This window comes from Halpernia humi (genome assembly GCF_900108025.1).
Lineage (GTDB): Bacteria > Bacteroidota > Bacteroidia > Flavobacteriales > Weeksellaceae > Halpernia > Halpernia humi.
The window spans coordinates 1-5,788 of the sequence record NZ_FNUS01000009.1; the positions used below are offsets into that span (position 1 = coordinate 1).

Below are 5,788 nucleotides of genomic sequence, written 5' to 3' on the forward strand. Positions count from 1 at the left end.
CAAAAAAAATCCCCACACAAAAAAATGTGTGGGGATAAAAAAAACTGGCGGCGACCTACTCTCCCGCGTGTTGCAGTACCATCGGCGCTAGAGGGCTTAACTTCTGTGTTCGGAATGGGAACAGGTGAGCCCCTCTGCTAAAACCACCCTAAAGGCTGTTTAGAGTTGTTAGTTCTTGGTTGTTAGTTGTCAGTAATTGCTGACAACAGTCAACTTATAACTGTCAACTATTATTTAAAAATCGATAAAAACGTTCACAAAGAGCAAACCTGGTTGCACTTTTAAGGTTTAAATATATTAAGCTATAAATCTACGGGTAATTAGTACTACTCGGCTATGACATTACTGTCTTTACACCTATAGCCTATCAACGTTGTCATCTCCAACGACCCTTAAAAGAAATCTCATCTTGTGGCAGGTTTCGCACTTATATGCTTTCAGTGCTTATCCTTACCAAACGTAGCTACTCTGCGATGCACTTGGCAATACAACAGATACACCAGAGGTTTGTTCAAATCGGTCCTCTCGTACTAGATTCAAGCCCACTCAAATTTCTAACGCCCGCAATAGATAGAGACCGAACTGTCTCACGACGTTCTGAACCCAGCTCGCGTGCCACTTTAATGGGCGAACAGCCCAACCCTTGGGACCTTCTCCAGCCCCAGGATGTGACGAGCCGACATCGAGGTGCCGAACCTCCCCGTCGATATGAGCTCTTGGGGGAGACTAGCCTGTTATCCCCGGAGTACCTTTTATCCTATGAGCGATGGCCCTTCCATACGGAACCACCGGATCACTATGTCCTGCTTTCGCACCTGATCGACTTGTAGGTCTCACAGTCAAGCACCCTTATGCCATTACACTCTACGCACGGTTACCAAGCGTGCTGAGGGTACCTTTGAAAGCCTCCGTTACTCTTTTGGAGGCGACCACCCCAGTCAAACTACCCACCACGCAATGTCTCCGCCTTAGGCGGATTAGGCTCTAAATAAACAAAGGGTGGTATTTCAACGTTGGCTCCACGAACACTAGCGTGCCCGCTTCAAAGCCTCCCACCTATCCTACACATTGTTTATTCAAAGTCAATACGAAGTTATAGTAAAGGTTCACAGGGTCTTTTCGTCCCATTGCGGGTAATCGGCATCTTCACCGATACTACAATTTCACAGAGCTCATGGTTGAGACAGTGCCCAGATCGTTACACCATTCGTGCAGGTCGGAACTTACCCGACAAGGAATTTCGCTACCTTAGGACCGTTATAGTTACGGCCGCCGTTTACTGGGGCTTCAGTTAAGACCTTCGGATTGCTCCTAAGCCCCTCCCTTAACCTTCCAGCACCGGGCAGGTGTCAGACCCTATACAGCATCTTTCGATTTAGCAGAGTCCTGTGTTTTTGATAAACAGTCGCCTGGGCCTCTTCACTGCGGCCCCATCATCGCTGATGGGGCGTCTCTTCTTCCGAAGTTACGAGACTATTTTGCCTAATTCCTTAACCATGATTCACTCTAGCACCTTAGGATTCTCTCCTCGACCACCTGTGTCGGTTTTGGTACGGGTTGCTTCACTTCGGCTTTTCTTGGAACCGCTTTCCCTACAACAACTTCGCCCGAAGGCTAGGTCTTGACTATTCCGTCAGTCTTCAGTAAGTACGGCAATCCGTCCCCTTTTTAGTGTGAGCAAGTATGGGAATATTAACCCATTGTCCATCCACTTCCCCTTTCGGGTGCGCGTTAGGTCCCGACTAACCCTCAGCTGATTAGCATAGCTGAGGAAACCTTAGTCTTTCGGTGAGGGGGTTTCTCGCCCCCTTTATCGTTACTTATGCCTACATTTTCTTTTCTGTCCGCTCCACAATACCTCACGATACTGCTTCGGCGCAAACAGAATGCTCCCCTACCAGATATAATTCTAAAATTATAAATCCATAGCTTCGGTAATATGCTTATGCCCGATTATTATCCATGCCGAACCGCTCGACTAGTGAGCTGTTACGCACTCTTTAAATGAATGGCTGCTTCCAAGCCAACATCCTAGCTGTCAATGCAGTTCAACCGCGTTATTTCAACTTAGCATATATTTGGGGACCTTAGCTGTTGGTCCGGGTTCTTTCCCTCTCGGACATGGACCTTAGCACCCATGCCCTCACTGCTGCGCATCATTTATTAGCATTCGGAGTTTGTCAGGAATTGGTAGGCGATGAAGCCCCCGCATCCAATCAGTAGCTCTACCTCTAATAAACTAATTTCGCAACGCTGCACCTAAATGCATTTCGGGGAGTACGAGCTATCTCCCAGTTTGATTGGCCTTTCACCCCTACCCACAAGTCATCCGAAGACTTTTCAACGTCAACCGGTTCGGTCCTCCACTTTGTGTTACCAAAGCTTCAACCTGCCCATGGGTAGATCACAAGGTTTCGCGTCTAATCCTACTAACTATAGCGCCCTATTCAGACTCGCTTTCGCTGCGCCTCCGCACCTGAAGTGCTTAAGCTCGCTAGTAAAATTAACTCGTAGGCTCATTATGCAAAAGGCACGCCGTCACCCAACTTGTGGGCTCCGACCGCTTGTAGGCGTACGGTTTCAGGTTCTCTTTCACCCTTCTATTCGAAGTGCTTTTCACCTTTCCTTCACAGTACTTGTTCACTATCGGTCTTTCAGGAGTATTTAGCCTTGGAGGATGGTCCCCCCATATTCAAACAGGATTTCACGTGTCCCGCCCTACTCATTTATCACTCAAATATGCCTTTCATATACGGGGCTATCACCCTCTATGGCTGTTCTTTCCAGAACATTCTATTAAACATATAAAAGCTTTTGGGCTAATCCGCTTTCGCTCGCCGCTACTTACGGAATCTCTTCGATTTCTTTTCCTCCGGGTACTTAGATGTTTCAGTTCTCCGGGTTTGCTCCCGCCTTACGGCGGGTGACTGGTCTTCAACCAGACGGGTTGCCCCATTCGGACATCTGCGGATCAATTCGTGTGTGCCGATCCCCGCAGCTTTTCGCAGCTTACCACGTCCTTCTTCGCCTCTGAAAGCCTAGGCATCCGCCATACGCCCTTAACGATTTCTTTCCTAATATTTTTAGTTTTTAAAGCACTTAAAAGTGCTTTGGTTTTCTCTTTGTGATGTCTTTATCGTTATTGTCAATGATCTATTATTCTTTCCTTTCCTTTGATACGCCGGCATTGTTTTTGGCTCTGCCTGCAACTTTTAAATCAAATTCAAGAATAGTGAAAAATAAAGGTTTCGAGCCTTTCTAAATTAATAATATACAACTTTTTAGTTGTTATCTATTAATTTTGCATCTAATAATGCTTAATTTTTCGTCTATGTAATTGATATTTTTAAATATCTTCTTCGCTTGTTACTCTTTTTGTAACTAATTTTATCTTAATTGGCTGCTTCTTCTCTTTCTGCTTTCGCAAAATTGTGGAGAATATCGGAGTCGAACCGATGACCTCCTGCGTGCAAGGCAGGCGCTCTAGCCAGCTGAGCTAATCCCCCTCTAAATCCAGACTTTTAGACTATAAGATTTTAGATAAAAGACCTTAAGTCTATCTATTGTCTAACTGCCTCCCGTCTTATTAATTAGTAGTCTCGGGCAGGCTCGAACTGCCGACCTCTACATTATCAGTGTAGCGCTCTAACCAGCTGAGCTACGAGACTCTGTTAGATTTGAGACTTTAGAGACATCAGATTTGAGACTTTAAAATCTCTCTTCTTCTCTCTTAATCTCGTGTCTCTACGTTCCCTCTCTACTAATCTTTAGGGGTTATATGTTAAATACCAACCGAAGTAAAAAAACTAAAGCGACTAAACTTTTAAGTTAAAATATGATGCACTATTTAAAGTACTTTGTTTGTTTATACTCCTCCGAAAAAGAGTCTCAAAAATGAGATGTTCCAGCCGCACCTTCCGGTACGGCTACCTTGTTACGACTTAGCCCTAGTTACCTGTTTTACCCTAGGCAGCTCCTTTTACGGTCACCGACTTCAGGTACCCCAGACTTCCATGGCTTGACGGGCGGTGTGTACAAGGCCCGGGAACGTATTCACCGCGCCATGGCTGATGCGCGATTACTAGCGATTCCAGCTTCATAGAGTCGAGTTGCAGACTCCAATCCGAACTGAGACCGGCTTTCGAGATTTGCATCCATTCACATGGTAGCTGCCCTCTGTACCGGCCATTGTATTACGTGTGTGGCCCAAGACGTAAGGGCCGTGATGATTTGACGTCGTCCCCACCTTCCTCTCTACTTGCGTAGGCAGTCTCACTAGAGTCCTCAACTTAATGGTAGCAACTAGTGACAGGGGTTGCGCTCGTTGCAGGACTTAACCTAACACCTCACGGCACGAGCTGACGACAACCATGCAGCACCTTGAAAAATGTCCGAAGAAGGATTTATTTCTAAATCTGTCATTTCCCATTTAAGTCTTGGTAAGGTTCCTCGCGTATCATCGAATTAAACCACATAATCCACCGCTTGTGCGGGCCCCGTCAATTCCTTTGAGTTTCATTCTTGCGAACGTACTCCCCAGGTGGCTAACTTATCACTTTCGCTTGGTCTCTGAGCCCGAAGACCCAAAAACGAGTTAGCATCGTTTACAGCGTGGACTACCAGGGTATCTAATCCTGTTCGCTCCCCACGCTTTCGTCCCTCAGCGTCAGTTGAATCTTGGTAACCTGCCTTCGCAATTGGTGTTCTAAGTAATATCTATGCATTTCACCGCTACACTACTTATTCCAGCTACCTCAAATTCACTCAAGACCTGCAGTATCAATGGCAGTTTCATAGTTAAGCTATGAGATTTCACCACTGACTTACAGGTCCGCCTACGGACCCTTTAAACCCAATAAATCCGGATAACGCTTGCACCCTCCGTATTACCGCGGCTGCTGGCACGGAGTTAGCCGGTGCTTATTCGTATAGTACCTTCAGCTAGATACACGTATCTAGGTTTATTCCTATACAAAAGAAGTTTACAACCCATAGGGCCGTCGTCCTTCACGCGGGATGGCTGGATCAGGCTCTCACCCATTGTCCAATATTCCTCACTGCTGCCTCCCGTAGGAGTCTGGTCCGTGTCTCAGTACCAGTGTGGGGGATCACCCTCTCAGGCCCCCTAAAGATCACAGACTTGGTGAGCCGTTACCTCACCAACTATCTAATCTTGCGCGTGCCCATCTCTATCCACCGGAGTTTTCAATATTATATGATGCCATTTAATATATTATGGGGTATTAATCTTCCTTTCGAAAGGCTATCCCCCAGATAAAGGTAGGTTGCACACGTGTTACGCACCCGTACGCCGCTCTCTAAAATCCGAAGATTCTATACCGCTCGGCTTGCATGTGTTAGGCCTCCCGCTAGCGTTCATCCTGAGCCAGGATCAAACTCTCCATTGTATGTTTGTTTATCCTAACCCAAAAGTCTTTTAATTGACGCTTTAGTCTTTTTCTTACTTGGTTGTTATTTGTATTTTCAATGATCTTCTTTCTCTTTCCGCTTCCTCGAGTAAACTTCTGTCTTTGTCTTCTCTCGATTTGCGAGTGCAAAAGTATAAAGTTTATTTTAATCTGCCAAATATTTTTTACTAAAATTTAAAAATATTTTTCGACTTATCTTAATCCCTCATCTTCGCCCCAAATTCTCTTTCGATTTTGGTCTGCAAAAGTATAACTTATTTTCTAAACTCACAATCTTTTTCTAAATAAATTTATTAAAAAATAAACCGCTATAACTCCTACGCTCCCTCTATTCTTTCGATTTGAGAGTGCAAAAGTAG

Annotated in this window: 2 tRNA genes and 3 rRNA genes; all 5 read right to left on the reverse strand. The window is 45.4% G+C overall.

The features are described from left to right. Window positions 1-42 precede the first annotated feature (42 nt). A 5S ribosomal RNA gene (gene rrf, locus C4S29_RS14570) occupies window positions 43-151 on the reverse strand. 149 nt (window positions 152-300) lie between these two features. Next, a 23S ribosomal RNA gene (locus C4S29_RS14575) occupies window positions 301-3,073 on the reverse strand. A gap of 359 nt (window positions 3,074-3,432) precedes the next feature. Continuing rightward, window positions 3,433-3,506 (reverse strand) — tRNA-Ala (locus C4S29_RS14580). A gap of 88 nt (window positions 3,507-3,594) precedes the next feature. Next, window positions 3,595-3,668: transfer RNA gene (locus tag C4S29_RS14585), tRNA-Ile, on the reverse strand. A 224-nt stretch (window positions 3,669-3,892) separates the two neighbouring features. Then, a 16S ribosomal RNA gene (locus tag C4S29_RS14590) occupies window positions 3,893-5,408 on the reverse strand. Together the 16S, 23S and 5S rRNA genes with 2 tRNA genes alongside form the textbook arrangement of a ribosomal RNA operon. Window positions 5,409-5,788 lie beyond the last annotated feature (380 nt).